Here is a 14,897-nt window from a genome sequence, read left to right on the forward strand (position 1 = left end):
ATTGCTTTTTAGTTTCTCATGTAATCGCCCAATGTGGCGATGGTTGGCATATCTAATCTTTGGTAATAGGTAATCGAAGCTCGTTTACCATTGAGGTACGCAAAATAACCCTGTTCATCCTCCTGGATCTCATAAGTCGATGGGGCTTGCCTGTTTGGTGGTTTCATTCATAATAGATAATACTTAACTGGTAACTCTCACCGTTTCGGTGAACCATTATGGTAGGATTTCGGTTGATACTCTTCCGGTTCCCTCTTGCTTCATTTAGCGAAATGAGCCGAGCCATAGAGTGAGGCGGTTTCTGCTAAATGGGGAGTGGCGGCACTTCATCAGAGGGTAACATTACTCGCCTTGTTTTGCTTCGGTTTGCTTATCAAGTTGATTTCCCTTTTTGAACCGTTCATGGGTCTTACTATCGGTATTTTCTTGAATAAATGTCCGGATGTCGGCTGCACGATAATAGGTCTTATGGCTTATCGTAAAGTAAGGAAGTTTACCACTTGCCCGATTTCGGAGAGTTTCTTTGATAGCCGTTCCATCCACTTGTCGAAGTTTTCGTTGTCTATATACATTTTGCTTCATTATTAAATTCAACATTAAGATTACCAATCGATTGATAAAGCAACGTTCGGAAAAGGGATGCAAACAAGTTAGGGGTGTAGATATACTACACCCCTATTAATTCTTGATAAGTCACTGATTTATAGATAGCCTTTCTTCTTACTTTCTTCGGTTATGGCTTTGCGAAGCATATCTAAAAACTCGGTTCGTTTATTGGCTTTACGGCAAATTACATTCCCGTGTTTTTTGTGGATGTCACCCAATTTGATATTGAAAAGATATTCAAAAGCTCGTCCGATTTCGGTTAGTGGTGATTCTGTTCCGTTGTGGGTAACTACTCGTTTAGATAAGAACAGTCCACTCACCATTTCCATAATTTCAATAAGATGAGTTTTGTCAGCAAGATATAGTGGTGATTGCCATAAGGTTTCTATCTTAGTGAAATATCGTGGGAACTCCATTTGTTTATGGATTAACTCCAGTTCTTTTTGAACGAAAGATAATACCTTATCTGAATAAACAATTTTCAACACATCTTTTTTGCTCCATAAGAAACCTCCAAAGATTTAACTGTTTCAATTTCTATATGAATCAAATTGAGAGTGCGAATGCGCTTCATATTATCTGTTTCAGAATCTAAATAGAAGATTAATCTTTCCACAAACTCTCTATATGTATCTTTGATTTGCGGTTCAATGTCATTTTCTGTATCAGAAGCTGATAAGAACTTGAATAGCCTTGTTTCCAGAATATCCCACATAGATAAATCATTGTCAGGATTAGACACTCTTATTAAACCATCTGCCTTTTTTCATATATACATACGACATCAGTAATAACATCAACACGTATATTTGCTCGGAAGTCCAATATACTGCAAGTGGAATATTCGGAGAACGGGACAAAGCAAATAGATACGACAGATAGATAATAATATTAATTATCTGAAACACAAATACTACTTTCGTATTACCTGTGCCTATTACTGTATTGCAATATGTATAAGCCGGCACAGAGATAATAAACGTAGAAAGCATTACACAGAATGGGTAAAATGCTTTCTGAACAACTATTTCATCGTTAGTGAACAGCCCTAAAAGAGTTCCCGAAAAAGCAAAAGATAACAGAATCAATGGAATACCTATTACGTAAGTTAGCAATATGATGCGACGGGAAAGTGGCATTACATCTGAAATTTGATTTCCTCCGATAAGGTTACTAACCAACGAAATAGCAGTAGTCGCAAATGAATTGACAATCACAAAAAAGAGCATTGAGATACTTCTTATTACGTTTGCTGCTGCAAGTTCGTATTCTCCTAAATGTTCAATTGCTACAAAGAATAAAAACCAAGGAGCGATGCAAAAAAATGAACGTACCATCGTCCAAACAGAAATGTTTAAGAGATGAAGCGATAACCCTAAATCAAAACTGGCACGTAATCCATACCGTTTCCTGTCTACTCGCTTCCACATATATAGAATCAAGAATAATAATCCGACAAACTCTGCAAGTGATGAACCTATAGCAGCCCCGCTAATACCTAATTTAGGAAAACCTGCATTTCCAAATATTAACAAGTAGTTAAACATAACATTGCAGATTACCATAATGATAGAGTTCGCTGTAAGAATTTTGGTATGGGTCGTTCCAACGAAGAAAGCCCGAATTGCCAATAAAGGAAATGCAAACAGATAACTATAATCTCGCCATTCCATATATTTCATGGTAGCTTGATAGACATTATCGGACGAAATTGTCATGCGAAGTAATACCGAAGAAAACAGTTTGGATAGTATGAAAACGATAACGGCAAAAACAGATAAGAAAATCAATCCCTGATAAAAAACCTTGCCGACATCCATATACCGCCCTTCACCGTTCCGCCTTGCGATAACAACTTGTGCTCCAAGGCTGAACCCCAAACCGAGCATATAAATGGCTGTGTAATACATGGTAGCCAGTGCCGATGCTCCTAAATCGATCTGACTGACATGACCCAGAAAAATGGAATCTGTGAAATTAATCAATCGTTCCATGAGTAGGCTCACCATTATAGGCAAGTTGATGAGCCATATTTGTTTATATGTATAATTCATTATTCAACTTAATATAATATGACCATTGAGCACTACTTTTTGCAGTGCCATAAATCATAATCAGAAATGTAATTGAGAAAACTCTGTATTTAGAATAGGGCATAAAATATAGGCCGAAGACTTATTAACTCCCCGACCGCCCTGAAGCATTTAAGCTATATACAGAGTTGCCATTTCATAAGATGAACGATATATTAACTTGTTGAATACAAAGGTATATATTTTCAGGGGAATAGGAGTATGTAATTGGATTTTTATCACCTTTGCCGTGATTTAAAGAGTTATTTGAAGCGATGGAAAAACACCGCAGACTAAAGTAGTTCGTTCGTTTCTATCCCGTTACCCATTGTTTGAAAATACTTGTTGTAGAGTTGTTCTTCGATACGCAAATCACAGCCAATCAGCGCAATCGCACCCGAAATATACCTTTTTTACCAAAAAGAGTGCTCGGTTTAGACAGGCGGCGTCTCAGCAAAGCTCGAATAAATGCGGCTTTGCATTCGACTTGCACTGTCTTTCGCCTCCCTCTGCCCGAATATCGGAGATTCGGCTATATTTGCGGCCGGAACAAGACGAATAGAGCTTGTATTTCAGCGCTTTGAAATCCTGCTGAAACCGCCTTTGCCATTCGGAACAGAGTAACGGGATAGTAACGTAACTCCGGTTTCAATTGGCTTTTCGAGGGTTTTACTTGGCATCGCTCCGGCGGCTCATTTTCCGCTAAATCCCTTGTTTACAACCTTCTTGCTTCAATCCGCTCCCTTTCTCGTTTTTTATCCTTATCTTTACCTCAAACGGAAATGACTGTTTTCGCCGCTTTATACCAATACCGGAAATTCGGATCGGTTTGTAGCCTGAACAAAATGAATAGAGCTTGTAATTCCGCATTCTGAAAACTTTCCCTGTCGTTTAGAGTAACGGAATATAAACTAACGCCGGTTTCGGTTGGTTTTCCGGCAGCTTCGTTTCGCTTTTGCATCTCATTTTTCTCTGAACTCCTTGTTTGCAACTTTCTTGCGCTTATCTGCACACATTTTTATTTTTATCTTTATCTTTGTGATGGAATTTGAAATAAACGAAAAAATGGGAAAGAAAATAGGAATTTATTTTTTGTTTGGTTTTGTTAGTCTGATAGTTATAGGTTTGAGCGGATGTGAAAAAAAAGATGTGTTCCGTTCTCCGGAGGAGAAACCGAAGGGAGATTTTTTTGACTTTGCGACGACTAAACCGGTGACTGTAAATATAGATTATAATTTAAGCAGGCTGAAGAATTATCAGGTATTATTTGAAATTTACGGGGAGAATCCTCTTGAAACCGGGGCGGACGGAAGTTTGACCCGGAAAGGAATAGAGCCTCTTTTCCGGGGAGCAACAGATACCCAGGGAAAATATTCGGATGAGATTACACTTCCGATCTGGGCAGATGAAGTATACATATGTTCCGATTATCCCGGAGCAATTCCGGTTGTCAAATCTGAAGTGACAGGAAATGCGATTCGGGTGACAGTTCCTGCTGCCGTAAGTTCTCTGATTTCCTCACGGGCTGTCACATCAGGAGGGAAGGAATATCCGGACGATATAATGGTGCTGGGAGATTGGGATGAATGGGGATTGCCGGATTATTTACTGGCAGAACGGGCTACGCCTCCTGCTGACCTGTTATATGGAATTAAAAATGTACTTTGCGGTTGGATAGATATTCGTAAGAATTACCCGGATTTGGTACAACAGGGAGTACGCGTGGAAACTTCTATCAGAAAGGCAACCAAGATTAAACTCGTTTTCCTGAACAGTACTGCTACGAAGAAAAATGTAGTGGGGTATTACACTTACCCTACGGGAAATCCGCCAGCCTCTGTGGATGAAATTTCTCAGAAGATCCTGGCATTTCCCCATACTTCTGCTTATTACGGACGGGACGGGGTGAGCCAGGCAGGAGCCTTGAACTTCGGAGACCAGATTCAACTGAAGTATTGGGACGGAACAAAATTGGTGGAGGAGTTTCCGGCAGGAGTGAGCATCGGATGGTTTTTAATAGAATCCGGATTTGAAGTTCGCACAGGAAAAATTAATGGGAAAAAGAATTTCCGTTATTCCGATCCTTTTTTGAATACAGATCATTATCAAAGAACTATTGCTTTATATGATGATCAGGCAGAGGGGGATATGATCGCTTTAGGATTTGAAGATGCCTGGTCGGAAAACGGTGGCGGAAATTTCGGGGATGCTCTTTTCTATTTAGAGATGGATAAAGAATCGGTAGATTCAGATAAATTGCCTCCCGTAATTGACGGGGAAGGACCAAAGGATGAAGAGAATTATACTACTTATAGGGGAATCCTGGCTTTTGAGGATATGTGGCCCAAGCAGGGGGATTACGATATGAATGATGTTGTTGTCTCTTATGAAAGTAAGGTTTATAAGCATGTATTGGGAAACCGGGTTTACAAAATAGTAGACTGCTTTACCCCTTATCATGACGGAGCTTTGTTCCAAAATGCATTTGGTTATCAGTTACATCTGGTTGATAAATCAGAAGTCAAAAGTGTAACAATAGAAGGAAAATCTACTTCTGTTTTTATGAATGGGCAAACCATGGAGCCCAACCAGGAACATCCGACATTTATTTTGTATGATAATGCAAGGCAAGCTGTTAATCAAGGGCGTTTTACAGTTACGACGGAATTCAGGAACGATATAGATTTAAAGAGGTTGGTGCCTCCTTATAATCCTTTTATTATTGTTCAGTCCGGTGATGGAAGGGGAAGAGAAGTCCACCTGGTAAATTATCCGCCTACGGACTTGGCAGATTTGTCGTTGTTCGGGACTCATGACGATAAAAGCCGCCTGGAAGATGAACTTTATTATGTATCCGATAATTCCTTTCCGTTTGCTTTGAATTTATCGGGGGTAAGTTCATTTGATTGTCCTACCGAAGGAGTGAGGATTGATGCGGAATATCCGGAATTTTCAGGCTGGGTTTCTTCCGGTGGGAAACAGAATTCAAAATGGTATTTAAATAAAAATAAATAGAGATAAATAAAATATCCGGATAATTATTTCAGAAGGTAAAAGGCAATTTGAATCGAATGAAGAAAAGGAATCGGGAAACAAATTCCGTTAATCCGTTTTCAAATAAGTACTCAAATTCCTGAAAAATTTTCCGGATATTTTATTACATTTATTCCTGTTAAGCCTGTTGTTTCCAGCGTTTTAATTGCGGAAAGAATTTTTTCATTTCTTCCATTGCTTCGGCTTTTGTATAAGTTGTGCCGTTTCCTTTATTGAATTCTTCTGTAAATTGGGCGCAATGTTCGATCATTTCGTCCAGGGTGTAATTCTGAGTGAATTTCCCGTCTTGAAAACAATAACAGCAATAGTCTTCGTTTCTGCTGCCGTTTTCATTTTTCCCGAATTCTTCCGTAACTGTCATGGGCATACCACAACTCTGACAAAATTTTGTTTCCATATTTTATTTATTTTAAGGATTCGTTTTTCCCTTTCTTAAGGTTTTTTAGCTTATACACAATGTATTTTTTCGCTTTTGCTGATGTTATCTAATGTAAATATGGAAACAAAGATAGTTTTTCTCCTTCCTTTTTTCTCGTTTTTTATTCTATTTTGGAAAAGGAAAAATTAGATTTAGATATTCATCAGATCATTTGCAGGCGTATTTTTTGTGTAGGTGCCGGAAAATAGCGGTTTAGTTCTGATAAATCTTGTTCGGTTAACCGGATAGAAAGGCTTTTAGCGTTTTCTTCCAGATGCTCCAAAGACGAAGTTTGGGGAATTGCTATGACGTCCGGCTGGCGGCATACCCAGGCCAGGGCAATCTGGGAAGGAGTGGCAGAATGCCGGTCGGCTATGGCTTTTAAGCCGCTGTGATTGAGTAAACGGCCCTGTTCTATAGGAGAATATGCAATGAGGGGTAATTGGTTTTTCTGACACCAGGGAAGTAAATCGTATTCGATACCTCTGCGGGTTAAATTGTACAAAATTTCGTTGGTGGCGCAGTTATTCCCCTCCGGAAGGGCATAAATTTCTTCCATATCTGCTATATCCATATTGCTAACCCCCCATTGCTTAATTTTACCTTCTTTTTGTAATTCCTGTAAAGCGCAGATTGTTTCTTCCAAAGGAACACGTCCCCGCCAATGTAAAAGATACAGGTCCAGGTAATCGGTCTTTAATCGTTTCAAACTGTTTTCGCAGGCTGTATGTGTTCCTCTTTGGGTGGCGTGGGAAGGAGCAACTTTACTGATCAAAAACACGTCTTCCCGTATACCTTTAACGGCTTCACCGACTAGTATTTCTGATCCCCCTTCCCCGTATATCTCTGCAGTGTCGATAACAGTCAGTCCCAATTCAATACCTCTTCTTATTACTTTCAGTTCTTCGGCTTTTTTGGAAGCTTTTTCCCCCATGTTCCAGGTACCTTGTCCCAGAACCGGCACTTTTACTTTATTTCGGAAAGTTATTTCTTTTTTCATCTGGATTCGGATCAATTTTATTTAAATAGAAGTTGATATTCTCTGTATGTCTGAAAAGACATTTCTATACGAATGAAGTGATTTTATAAGGGATTCTACGGAATTTCCACGAGGACAGTTTCAATAAGAGCTTTCCGGAATAAAAAGAGGAAGGGAGAAAAAAATGAAAATCGTTTGTTGAGAGACTTCATCTGAGTTTTAAAATTAAGTTAAATTCACCAAAAGGGCAGAGAAATGCTTTTCTTAAGGGTACCGGTTTACAAATCAAAATTGTATTTTTGTCCGGATTGTTTTAAAACGGCATGAAAGGATTACAAACTCCAGTCATCACTTCGGATGAGACGGACGGTTTACCAAATCCCCGGCGGATATGGGCGGTTATTGCTGCTTCTTTAGCCTTGGTAATGTCCGTATTGGATGCCAATATTGTCAATATTGTATTGCCGACACTTTCCCGGGAATTCGGAACCACTCCTTCGACAACAATATGGGTGATGAATGCCTATCAGTTGGCTATAACGGTCTCTCTGCTTTCTTTTTCTTCTTTAGGAGACATTTATGGTTATCGCCGGGTATTCCTTTCCGGAGTAGCGGTGTTTTGTGTGACTTCTTTTATTTGTGCCCTTTCCGGTTCTTTTTGGATGCTGACGACGGCCCGTGTATTGCAAGGTTTCGGAGCAGCGGCTATTACGAGTGTAAATACGGCTCAGTTGCGGACGATTTATCCCCGGAAGTATCTGGGGCGGGGCATGGGTATCAATGCTATGGTGGTGGCCGTTTCGGCTGTAGCCGGACCTTCCGTTGCCAGCGCCATTCTTTCTTTAGGGAGCTGGCAATGGCTGTTTGCTATCAATATTCCGCTGGGTATTTTTGCCTGGGGCATGGGTATACGGTTTTTGCCCAAACGGGAAGTACGTCAAAACCATAAATTCGATAAAATCAGTGCTGTCGCCAATGCTTTTACTTTTGGTTTGCTGATTTATTCCATGGAAGGGTTTGCTCACCATGAACGTATGGATTTCTTAATTATTCAATTGCTTTTACTGGTGATTGTCGGTACGTTTTTTCTCCGGCGGCAGTTAAAGCAGAAAGCTCCTTTACTTCCCGTAGATTTGATGCGGATCCCTATTTTTGCCCTTTCGGTAGGAACGTCTATATGCTCTTTTACGGCTCAGATGCTGGCTTTGGTTTCTTTGCCTTTTTTATTACAGAATACTTTGGGACGAAGTGAGATTGCTACAGGATTATTGCTAACCCCTTGGCCGGTAGCAACTCTTTTTACAGCTCCTTTAGCCGGTTATCTGGTAGAAAAGGTGCATGCCGGTTTACTGGGATGCCTGGGAATGTTGGTTTTTGCGGCAGGACTATATGCCCTGACGGCTTTACCGCCCGAGCCTGCGGATGCTGATATTGTCTGGCGTATGTTGATATGCGGGGCAGGCTTTGGTTTATTCCAGACCCCGAATAATAGTACGATTATTTCTTCCGCCCCTACAAACCGGAGCGGAGGGGCCAGTGGCATGATCGGGACAGCACGGTTGTTGGGACAGACTTTAGGGGCGACTTTAGTAGCTCTTTTATTCAGTCTGTCAAATCAGCAGCATAATACTTTCTCCAGTTTATTTGTCGGAATCGGATTCGCATTAGTGGCGGCAGCTGTGAGTTGTTTGCGTTTATCCCAACAGATGCCTTTAAAAACGGGGACAATAAAAGATAAGGGCGAGAGAGGAATTATTTCGGGGAAAGGGAGGGATGTTTAGTTGTTCGGCTGTTCCGATGTTTGAATATTCATTAGTTGGGAAGGGAGAAGCTTAGGTCATTTAGCGGAATGAAGAAGGGAGGCGGGAACAAAATGCCATTCTTTAGAAAGAAATCAGAACTTTAAAAGGATGCCTTCTGTTTGTAAAAGTTTTATTTTTATATCCAGACCTCCTGTATAGCCTGTCAGTTTATTCCCGCTTCCAATGACCCTGTGGCAGGGAATGAAGATCGGCAACGGATTGCGTCCGTTTGCCCTGCCGACAGCCCGGCAGGCTTGCGGAGCACCGGCAAGCGTTGCTATTTCTCCGTAAGTGGTGGTCTGTCCGTAAGGAATTTGCTGAAGCAGTTCCCAGACTTTTAATTGGAAATCTGTTCCCTGAGGGGCTAAGGGTAAACTGAATTTTTGCAGTTTTTTTCCGAAATAAGCATCCAATTGTGCCTTTGCTTCTATAAGTAAAGGAGTTTCTTTTATTTCCGGTTCTGAGGGGGCAAAAGCAATACGGTCCCCTAACCACAAGCGGGTCAGTTGTCCGTTTGTTTCCTGTATGCCGTAACGGCCGATAGCTCCTTCATAAAAATAAATAGCCTGCATATTGCTGATTTTTGCGAAAGGTAAAAAAAAGAAATAATATTTGAGTGTTTTATCGGTCCAATCTGTGGATCTTATCGTATTTTTAGCTGCTGTTCCGGTCGGATTATATCCTTTTCCTAAATAAAATCGGTACAGGAAGTAGAGAAAGCAGGATGTAAAAAGCATAAGGATTATAAAAAAGAAGGAATAAGTTACAGAAGATTTTTTAATTTTGTAAAAACTGTTTGAAAGATGACCGAAGATCAGGAGGCATTTTATGCTGAGGTTTACAGTATTGTCCGGCAAATCCCTTCTGGTAAGGTGTGTACTTATGGTTGGATTGCCCGTTTGCTGGGGAAACCTCAATATGCGCGCCGGGTGGGAAAAGCATTATCGGAAGCTCCTCCTTTTCTGCACCTTCCCTGTCACCGCGTTGTCGGCAGTCAGGGCCGTATGGTGCCCCATTGGCCGGAGCAACGGGAACTTTTACTCCAGGAGGGGGTTCTCTTTAAAAAGAATGGCTGTGTAGATCTCCGGACAGATTTGTGGGAAGAACTTCTTCCTTAAGGTATCTTGTTTTCTGTTTCTGACTTTTTACTTTTTAGGGGAGGATGTTTTAAAACAAGGTGTTCGAGCAGGAGTACGAAGATCACTCCCATAACGAATCCGTTTCCAATGATAGGGCGGATAAAAGCGGGGATTTGGTTGATAACTTCATGGGGAACAAAGGCCAATGCCAAGGCTACCATAAGCGGAAACCCAATGATGATACCACTGTTAAAGTCAGCTACTGCCTTGTTACGGGCAAGCATTTGCAGGCCGGCGGAAAGTTGGGAGGACATGAGATAAAGCAGTACACTCCCCATCACAACTCCGGGAATACAATTCAAAACCTGGATAAAACCGGGAAAGAACGCACAGGCCAGAAGCCCGAGACCTGCAGGAACGAGAGTGAAGCGGGAAGCACAACCCGTGGCGGCAATAATTCCCGGGCTCATAGAATAGTCTACAGGACCGATGATACCGCAAGCTCCGGCCAGGATATTGGATAAACCGATAAATCCGACTCCCCGGGTGGTGCGTTTTTCCATTTTATCTGCTCCGATCATTTGTCCTACCGCTTGAATAGAACCCAGTTCATTCACGATTAATGCAATAAAACAGAAGAAAAAAGAAAGGATAACTCCCCAGTCAAAATCCAGTGGCCACAGCCACAGGCTATTTTCGCCGGAAGAAATAGCTGAAAGGGAAGAGAGAACGGGAAATCCTTGTATACTGTAATAAATAAGACTACCGACGATAATTCCGCAAAGGACTACAATTGATTTCCAGATCCCCTGAAGTAAATGATTTCCTATAAGCATGCTAAAAGCCAGTAAAAGGGCAAAAAATAAATGGAATAAAGTAGAATCTCCATTGGTAAATATCAGTTGAAGGATGACAGGAGCTAAGGTGAAAGCAATCAGACAAAGAATAACAATGATAATGCGGGGAGTAAAAATCGCTTGTAAACGGGACAAAAAGCCACAAAAAGCTAAGAGCGCAACAAAGATTCCGCATACGAGGATAGCTGTGTAGATAGCCGTCGTTCCTACCGAAATAGCTGCTAGAATTCCGATTAAAAGAACCGAAGCCGGTCCAATGATGATGGGGAGGCGGTGCCCTCCTAACACCTGGGCCGTCATGGCGATCCCCATTATCCCGAATAGCTTTTGCATATAGAAAATTTGTCCGTTTGCATCTGCCGAATGCAACTGAGCGACAATTATACCCATAATAACCACACAGGGAATGGATACAATCCACCATTGTAATCCGTACATAAACATTGGAAAAATACCGGGTTTGTCATTCAGATTGTATTTCATTTTTACAACAGATTTGATTTTGTTCGGATGTCGGATTATCGGATGAAAGCTTCCCTGCAGAAACGGGTTAACGTTTCGCTGATTGAGGGAACAGATGTTCCTGATTGTTCTTAACAGAAGGGCATTTCGGTCGTCAGCGCATTTGCGGACAAGCTTTAAACAGCCCCGGAATGCTATTCATCCCTTTTTCCTTTTCAGTCTGTAAACTTACAATATAAAAACGGGAGAATCAATAAACCGGGGAAATTATGAAACGTCAGTACGCAGAAATGATTAAAATAGTTTATCTTTGTTTTATGTATGTTATAAATGAAAGTCAATATGAGAAAAGGAATATTTATGCTGTTGCTGATTCTGATAAATATAAGTCTGTCTGCCCAAAAAGCAGAAACATTGGTAAAACCCGGTATGGAAGTTCCGGATTTTGAAGTAAAGATGTTTGACGGACAGACCGTACAGATAAAAGATTTAAAGGGGAAAGTTGTCTTATTGAATTTTTGGGCGACCTGGTGTCCCGATTGTATACGTGAAATGGCCCGTGTACAAACCGACATTATCGACCGTTTTCAGGGAAAAGAATTTGTTTTTTTGCCTATATCCCGTCAGGACAGTTATGAAAAAATTAAAACTTTCAGGGAAAAAAGGGGGTATACATTTCCCATGGGAATGGATCCGGACCGGAAAATTTACGCTCAGTTTGCAACGGCTGTCATCCCCCGGAATTTTGTTATAGACAGGAACGGTAAAATCTGCTATGCAGAAGAAGGATATGATGAAGCGTCTTTTCAGAAACTGATTGCAGAAATAGAAAAAGCATTGAAGTAGGATATAAGGAGAGACTTTTGAAAACGGCCCCTTCAAGTGATGTTTAACTTTAAGGGGCCGTTTAATTTTTGCTGAACCTGTAATTTCCCTTATTGAATTTCTTCCAGTTGGGCTTCTATTGCTTTAATCTTAGCTTCGGCGTCAGCTTGCTTTTTACGTTCGTTGGCAACGACCTGTGCCGGAGCTCCGTTGACAAAGCGTTCATTATTGAGTTTGGCAACGACGGATTTTAAAAAGCCTTGGGTGTATTTCAGTTCTTCCTGTAATTTTGCTTTCAGTTCTGCTGTGTTTACCTGAGTTGTAGCAGGGATAAAATATTCTACTGTATCGACGATGAGGCTCCAGGCGCCTTTCAAGGATTCAGTTATTATTTCCGTATCGCTGATATTGCCCATTTTACAGATAATACTTTCAAAAGCAACCGGATAGCGGTCGTTTTTCTTTATTTTTAATTTTAAGCTATCCTTGAAAGCCACGTTATTTTGTTTCCGGATGTTTCGGATCCCTACGATGACATCTTTTACATATTCAAAATCTTTTAATAAAGTCACATCGTATTTTGTGTCCCGGGGCAGAAGAGAAACCATGATACTTTCTCCTGCATTCCGTTTACGAAGATTTTGCCAGATTTCTTCCGTGATAAATGGCATAAAGGGATGTAATAATTGCAATAATTCTTCGAACAATTGAACGGTTTTTTCATAACTCATCCGGTCGATGGGTTGCTCATAGCCGGGTTTGATGATTTCCAGAAGCCAGGAAGAAAATTCATCCCGGAAGCCTGTATAAATTGTCATCAGTGCCTCAGATATCCGGTATTGCTCAAATTGCGTATTCAGGGTTTCTTTGAGTTTATGTAAAGTATTTTCAAACCATGTCAATGCCAGCTTTGAATGAAGAGGTTGTGGTATATCAGCCGTTTCCCAAGATTTTACCAAACGGAAAGCATTCCAGATTTTAGTGGTGAAATTCCTTCCCTGTTCCGGTAAACTTTCGTCAAACAACAGGTCTCCGCCGGCAGGAGAGCAGAGCAACATCCCTACCCGTACACCGTCAGCTCCGTATTTGTCGATGAGTTCCAGGGGGTCCGGAGAGTTACCAAGGGATTTCGACATTTTCCGGTGTAATTTATCCCGTACAATACCGGTCAGATAAACATTGGAAAAGGGCTTTTGTTTCCGGTATTCATAACCGGCAATAATCATACGGGCGATCCAGAAGAACAGAATATCGGGAGCGGAGACCAGATCGTTGGTGGGATAATAATATTTGATCTCCTCATTGTCCGGATAGTTGATGCCGTCGAAAACAGAAATCGGCCATAACCAGGAAGAAAACCAGGTATCCAGACAGTCTTCGTCTTGACGTAATTGGTCGGCAGATATTTCCTTCCCGAATTTTTCTTTGACTAATTTAACGGCTTCTGCTTTGTTTTCGGCTACAACATAATCATGGCTATTAGGAAGATAATATACCGGGATCTGATGTCCCCACCAAAGTTGGCGACTGATACACCAATCTTTGACATTCTCCATCCAGTAGCGGTAAGTATTTTTATATTTGGCCGGAATCAGGTTTACCTCATCGTTCATTACAGCTTCCAGGGCAGGTTGCGCCAAAGCTTTCATTTTGACGAACCACTGCATCGAAAGCTTAGGTTCAATAACGACGTTAGTACGTTCGGAATAACCCACTTTATTGTCGTAATCTTCAATTTTTACGAGATTTCCTGCTTTTTCCAATTCCGGAATAATTTCTTTCCGTACTTCGAAACGGTCGTGTCCGATAAAGAATTGGGCGGCCTTACTCATCGTGCCGTCATCGTTGAATATATCAATTGTCTCCAAATGATGTTTATATCCGATTTCATAGTCGTTGATATCGTGAGCCGGTGTGATTTTTAATGCTCCGGTTCCGAATTCCATATCGACGTATTCGTCCTGTATAATCGGGATTTCCCGGTTTACCAAAGGGACAATACATTTTTTTCCAGCCAGATGAGTGAAACGGGGATCATTGGGATTTACACATACGGCGGAATCACCTAATATGGTTTCCGGCCGGGTCGTAGCTATTGTAATATAATTTTCTTCGCCGGCAATTTTATACCTCAGGTAATAAAGTTTGCTTTTTTCTTCTTTGTAAATAACTTCTTCATCGGATATGGCGGTTTGGGCAGAAGGGTCCCAGTTTACCATTCTTACTCCTTTGTAAATATATCCTTTATTATACAAATCGACAAAAACCTTGATAACACTTTTGGAACGGGGTTCGTCCATGGTAAAACAAGTGCGGTCCCAGTCGCAGGAAGCTCCCAGCCGTTTTAATTGCTGGAGGATAATTCCTCCGTATTTATGCGTCCATTCCCAAGCGTATTTTAAAAATTCTTCCCGGCTGATGTCCCGTTTGTTAATCCCTTCGCTTTTCAGTTTGGCGACGACTTTTGCTTCCGTAGAAATTGAGGCATGGTCAGTGCCCGGAACCCAGCAGGCATTTTTGCCTTGTAAACGGGCCCGGCGGATCAATGCGTCCTGAATGGTATTATTCAGCATATGTCCCATGTGGAGTACACCGGTGACGTTGGGAGGCGGAATGACAATGCAGTAAGGTTCTCTGCTGTTATCTACCTCCGAATGGAAAAATTGATGCTCCATCCAGTACTGATACCATTTTTCTTCGCTTTCTTTTGGATTGTAATTCGTCGCAATCATGGTGTGAATAT

12 protein-coding genes and 2 pseudogenes are annotated in these 14,897 nt (G+C 41.2%); 4 read left to right on the forward strand and 10 right to left on the reverse strand.

The window, feature by feature from the left end; translation table 11 throughout:
* Positions 1-8 precede the first annotated feature (8 nt).
* The 5 genes and pseudogenes from Q0465_RS13685 to Q0465_RS07910 form a co-directional block, all read right to left on the reverse strand.
* Positions 9-286: pseudogene (locus Q0465_RS13685) on the reverse strand (DUF3876 domain-containing protein).
* Positions 287-342: 56 nt separating this feature from the next.
* Positions 343-572 (reverse strand): annotated as a pseudogene (locus tag Q0465_RS07895) (hypothetical protein).
* Between the two features lie 129 nt (positions 573-701).
* Positions 702-1,091 carry an RteC domain-containing protein gene (locus Q0465_RS07900; RefSeq protein WP_298614793.1) on the reverse strand — a complete coding sequence of 130 codons (390 nt, stop codon included), beginning with the start codon at positions 1,089-1,091 and terminating at the stop codon, positions 702-704.
* Positions 1,088-1,321, reverse strand: coding sequence for a hypothetical protein (locus Q0465_RS07905; RefSeq protein WP_298614795.1), 234 nt, complete (start codon positions 1,319-1,321; stop codon positions 1,088-1,090). The genes Q0465_RS07900 and Q0465_RS07905 overlap by 4 nt, the downstream gene beginning before the upstream one ends.
* A gap of 19 nt (positions 1,322-1,340) precedes the next feature.
* Complete coding sequence (locus Q0465_RS07910; protein ID WP_298614798.1) at positions 1,341-2,660, reverse strand: MATE family efflux transporter; 1,320 nt, start codon at positions 2,658-2,660, stop codon at positions 1,341-1,343.
* 1,083 nt (positions 2,661-3,743) lie between these two features.
* Here Q0465_RS07910 and Q0465_RS07915 point away from each other — a divergent pair.
* Positions 3,744-5,693, forward strand: a complete 1,950-nt coding sequence (locus Q0465_RS07915; protein WP_298614801.1) for an LruC domain-containing protein — start codon at positions 3,744-3,746, stop codon at positions 5,691-5,693.
* A gap of 157 nt (positions 5,694-5,850) precedes the next feature.
* Here Q0465_RS07915 and Q0465_RS07920 read toward each other — a convergent pair whose 3' ends face one another.
* Positions 5,851-6,129, reverse strand: coding sequence for a zinc ribbon domain-containing protein (locus Q0465_RS07920; protein ID WP_298614804.1), 279 nt, complete (start codon positions 6,127-6,129; stop codon positions 5,851-5,853).
* A gap of 184 nt (positions 6,130-6,313) precedes the next feature.
* The gene (locus Q0465_RS07925) at positions 6,314-7,150 is read right to left on the reverse strand and encodes an aldo/keto reductase (RefSeq protein ID WP_298614806.1); all 837 of its coding nucleotides are present in this window, start codon (positions 7,148-7,150) and stop codon (positions 6,314-6,316) included.
* A gap of 302 nt (positions 7,151-7,452) precedes the next feature.
* On the opposite strand from Q0465_RS07925, the gene Q0465_RS07930 reads away from it, so the two are divergent.
* Positions 7,453-8,910 carry an MFS transporter gene (locus Q0465_RS07930; RefSeq protein ID WP_298614808.1) on the forward strand — a complete coding sequence of 486 codons (1,458 nt, stop codon included), beginning with the start codon at positions 7,453-7,455 and terminating at the stop codon, positions 8,908-8,910.
* A gap of 113 nt (positions 8,911-9,023) precedes the next feature.
* Here Q0465_RS07930 and Q0465_RS07935 read toward each other — a convergent pair whose 3' ends face one another.
* Positions 9,024-9,503: a methylated-DNA--[protein]-cysteine S-methyltransferase gene (locus Q0465_RS07935; RefSeq protein ID WP_298614810.1), complete on the reverse strand. Its 480-nt coding sequence runs from the start codon at positions 9,501-9,503 to the stop codon at positions 9,024-9,026.
* A gap of 231 nt (positions 9,504-9,734) precedes the next feature.
* On the opposite strand from Q0465_RS07935, the gene Q0465_RS07940 reads away from it, so the two are divergent.
* Positions 9,735-10,049 carry an MGMT family protein gene (locus Q0465_RS07940; RefSeq protein ID WP_298614812.1) on the forward strand — a complete coding sequence of 105 codons (315 nt, stop codon included), beginning with the start codon at positions 9,735-9,737 and terminating at the stop codon, positions 10,047-10,049.
* Here the strand turns inward: Q0465_RS07940 and Q0465_RS07945 are convergent.
* Positions 10,046-11,350, reverse strand: coding sequence for a solute carrier family 23 protein (locus Q0465_RS07945; RefSeq protein WP_298614814.1), 1,305 nt, complete (start codon positions 11,348-11,350; stop codon positions 10,046-10,048). The two genes, Q0465_RS07940 and Q0465_RS07945, sit on opposite strands and share 4 nt — an antisense overlap.
* Positions 11,351-11,671: 321 nt before the next feature.
* On the opposite strand from Q0465_RS07945, the gene Q0465_RS07950 reads away from it, so the two are divergent.
* The gene (locus tag Q0465_RS07950; protein ID WP_298614816.1) at positions 11,672-12,175 is read left to right on the forward strand and encodes a peroxiredoxin; all 504 of its coding nucleotides are present in this window, start codon (positions 11,672-11,674) and stop codon (positions 12,173-12,175) included.
* Positions 12,176-12,264: 89 nt separating this feature from the next.
* Here Q0465_RS07950 and Q0465_RS07955 read toward each other — a convergent pair whose 3' ends face one another.
* Complete coding sequence (locus tag Q0465_RS07955; RefSeq protein WP_298614819.1) at positions 12,265-14,886, reverse strand: valine--tRNA ligase; 2,622 nt, start codon at positions 14,884-14,886, stop codon at positions 12,265-12,267.
* Positions 14,887-14,897: the final 11 nt, after the last annotated feature.

The organism is uncultured Odoribacter sp. (genome assembly GCF_937966165.1).
Classification (GTDB): Bacteria; Bacteroidota; Bacteroidia; order Bacteroidales; family Marinifilaceae; genus Culturomica.

What these genes read in the sequence shown, in the direction of transcription:
- Q0465_RS07925 (WP_298614806.1), bottom strand. Translation starts at nt 7,150, where the DNA reads ATGAAAAAAGAAATAACTTTCCGAAATAAAGTAAAAGTGCCGGTTCTG.
- Q0465_RS07905 (WP_298614795.1), bottom strand. Translation starts at nt 1,321, where the DNA reads ATGTGGGATATTCTGGAAACAAGGCTATTCAAGTTCTTATCAGCTTCT.
- Q0465_RS07945 (WP_298614814.1), bottom strand. Translation starts at nt 11,350, where the DNA reads ATGAAATACAATCTGAATGACAAACCCGGTATTTTTCCAATGTTTATG.
- Q0465_RS07955 (WP_298614819.1), bottom strand. Translation starts at nt 14,886, where the DNA reads ATGATTGCGACGAATTACAATCCAAAAGAAAGCGAAGAAAAATGGTAT.
- Q0465_RS07920 (WP_298614804.1), bottom strand. Translation starts at nt 6,129, where the DNA reads ATGGAAACAAAATTTTGTCAGAGTTGTGGTATGCCCATGACAGTTACG.
- Q0465_RS07915 (WP_298614801.1), top strand. Translation starts at nt 3,744, where the DNA reads ATGGGAAAGAAAATAGGAATTTATTTTTTGTTTGGTTTTGTTAGTCTG.
- Q0465_RS07930 (WP_298614808.1), top strand. Translation starts at nt 7,453, where the DNA reads ATGAAAGGATTACAAACTCCAGTCATCACTTCGGATGAGACGGACGGT.
- Q0465_RS07910 (WP_298614798.1), bottom strand. Translation starts at nt 2,660, where the DNA reads ATGAATTATACATATAAACAAATATGGCTCATCAACTTGCCTATAATG.
- Q0465_RS07940 (WP_298614812.1), top strand. Translation starts at nt 9,735, where the DNA reads ATGACCGAAGATCAGGAGGCATTTTATGCTGAGGTTTACAGTATTGTC.
- Q0465_RS07935 (WP_298614810.1), bottom strand. Translation starts at nt 9,503, where the DNA reads ATGCAGGCTATTTATTTTTATGAAGGAGCTATCGGCCGTTACGGCATA.
- Q0465_RS07950 (WP_298614816.1), top strand. Translation starts at nt 11,672, where the DNA reads ATGAGAAAAGGAATATTTATGCTGTTGCTGATTCTGATAAATATAAGT.